2 protein-coding genes are annotated in these 2,304 nt (G+C 36.6%); one reads left to right on the top strand and one right to left on the bottom strand.

Annotated features, from left to right (window positions below; translation table 11 throughout):
• Positions 1-86: 86 nt before the first annotated feature.
• Positions 87-467, bottom strand: coding sequence for a hypothetical protein (locus FTU91_RS16190; protein WP_180082843.1), 381 nt, complete (start codon positions 465-467; stop codon positions 87-89).
• A 552-nt stretch (positions 468-1,019) separates the two neighbouring features.
• Here FTU91_RS16190 and rutD point away from each other — a divergent pair.
• A complete protein-coding gene (gene rutD, locus FTU91_RS16185) occupies positions 1,020-1,832 on the top strand; it encodes a pyrimidine utilization protein D (RefSeq protein WP_180082842.1) in 813 nt (270 codons plus the stop codon).
• The last annotated feature ends 472 nt before the right edge of the window (positions 1,833-2,304 follow it).

Below are 2,304 nucleotides of genomic sequence, written 5' to 3'. Positions count from 1 at the left end.
TTCGGTAAAAACTGGTCGAGGTACGCCAACCAAGCGTTTAAATTCAGAATCTGAAAAACGGTTTAAGTTCTGATATCTCATGAAACTTAGATTGAGGTGGTTTTGACTTTCGCAAGAGGTCTAATATGTGTCATTTTATATTGCTTGCGAAATTCAGGTTTTAAAATAAAGCCGAGACTACTCACTTTCCACTGTTGTTCTTGGCTGAATGCTTTTGCTGCGAAGGGCTTATATGTGCGATACCTTGAGCTGTGAGAGGAATAAAGCTGGGTCTTTAAAAGCCTGTTGCGCTGTACCAGATTGCTTAACTTTATGCCAAAACTTTGTATGGATATGCTTTGGCGGGTGATGACCAATTTCATATTGATTGCAATCAATGTCAGCATGATGAAGAGTGCCAGCATCAACCAACCCGGCATGGATTGATGCAATAAGTATTGAATCAGGCTACTGAAATCTTTAATCATATTGAAGTTACTGAGCGAGTGCTGCGCTAAAACAATAAATATAGCAGGAATAAAGATTAACCCAATTAAATAACGGGGCAGATAATGGCATTGAAATAGCGGATATTCAGTAGGTATGTCCATTCATCATCACCTTTCAAGCAAAGTAGAGATAGGGCCATGATGGCTATTTTTTTCATAATGACTGCTGTATGGGGAAACAGGTGTTGCATTATGAATGCTATAAATTTTCCTCCAATTAAGTTGTGTTTAAATTCTTAATCCTTGTTTTAGCAAGTTATTTTCTGGTATCTATTTTTGTGTTTATCTATTTTAAGTGTTTGAGTTTTCTTGGGTTTATCTATTTTTGTTGTAGATTTGAGTATGAAAGTAAATCCTGTTATTCAGTGTTTAGAGCCAAATTATTCTTTTGTTTATTTTGCATAAAATTTTACTTTTTCTATGAGCCTTGCAAGCCAAGGTTTCCAAGAATCAGACAGGCTGAATTGATGTGATTTTTCAGGCATAAAACTTGCTGTTTATTTTTTAAATTATTTGAATAAATGGTAAAAAATGAACTATAAAATTCATTTGTGCACAGAAAATTCAGCCGCCGATTTTTTAATTTTTTCTTCCGGTTTGGGCGGGCATGGCAGTTTCTGGCGCCCTCAAATTGATGCATTCACGCGATATTTTCATATTTTGACGTATGATCAGGAGGGCTGTCATGCGGATTCAGCAATTTTGCCTGATGATTACAACATTATCCATCTGGCCCAGCAGTTACTGCAAATTATCAGGCAAGAAAAAATTCGGCATTTTCATTTTGTGGGACATGCAATTGGCAGTTTTATTGGTGCAGAGCTAGCGTTATTGCTCAATTCATCTGAGCTGAGAGTGCTCAGCCTGACCTGTATCAATTGCTGGGACGAACTCGACCCACATACGCAAAAATGCTTTGAAGCACGGACTCTTCTATTAAAGTCAGCGGGTTCTGATGCTTATGTCAGGGCGCAGGGACTGTTTTTATATCCACCGAGCTGGATTTCAAAACATCATCAGCATTTAAAGACTTTGGAGGATATTCAACTCGCGGATTTTCCGCCGCCGCAAAATGTACTCAAGCGAATTCAGGTAGCACAACAATTTAAAATTAATGAGCAGCATATACAGGCCTTGCAACACAGTCAGTTGCATTTGATTGCCAATCAGGATGACTTTTTGGTTCCTGTACACAAGTCGAGTGATTTAAAGCAGCGGCTTGGACATGGATGTTTAAGTATTCTTGCAACTGGAGCCCATGCTTCCACGCAAACCGAGCCTGAATTACTGAATAAAACCATGCTTGAATTTTTGCATAAACACTTTTTGCAAGTAACGTCTTGAGTAAATGAAACTGGCTTGTTAATAAAATTTGCAACGGATTTCTCGATAATTTCTTATCCTCCTAGCTCACCGTGATTGTTTAAAATCACGGGTTTTTTATCCATTTTATTAAAGACAGCTTGAATATAAGGCAAATTGAATTTGACGGTTTTTTCAAACCATGCATTTTTTTGGAGCCATGATGGCTAATAAAGGTGCATTTATTTAACTGTTTATTTTACTATTTGTTAAAATAAAATAATTATAAATATTTGATAATTAATGATTAAAATTATTTGGTATAGCATTTGCTAAATAATTTTTATGAAAAAACAGGTTAATTACCTGAAGTGTATTTATAACCAAATGGGCTTTGTTGCACAAAGATTTGAAATGCAAAGCGCCCCTAATTGAGCCAAATTTAAGGCGTAACTTGGGTAAGTGGTCGACCTAATTCCGTAAATCTATTAAGGACTGCTACACGTGCATGGAT

This window comes from Acinetobacter sp. YH12201 (genome assembly GCF_013418145.1).
Classification (GTDB): domain Bacteria; phylum Pseudomonadota; class Gammaproteobacteria; order Pseudomonadales; family Moraxellaceae; genus Acinetobacter.
Note: the sequence above shows the minus strand (reverse complement) of the source record. Positions and strands in the feature narration are given on the sequence as shown.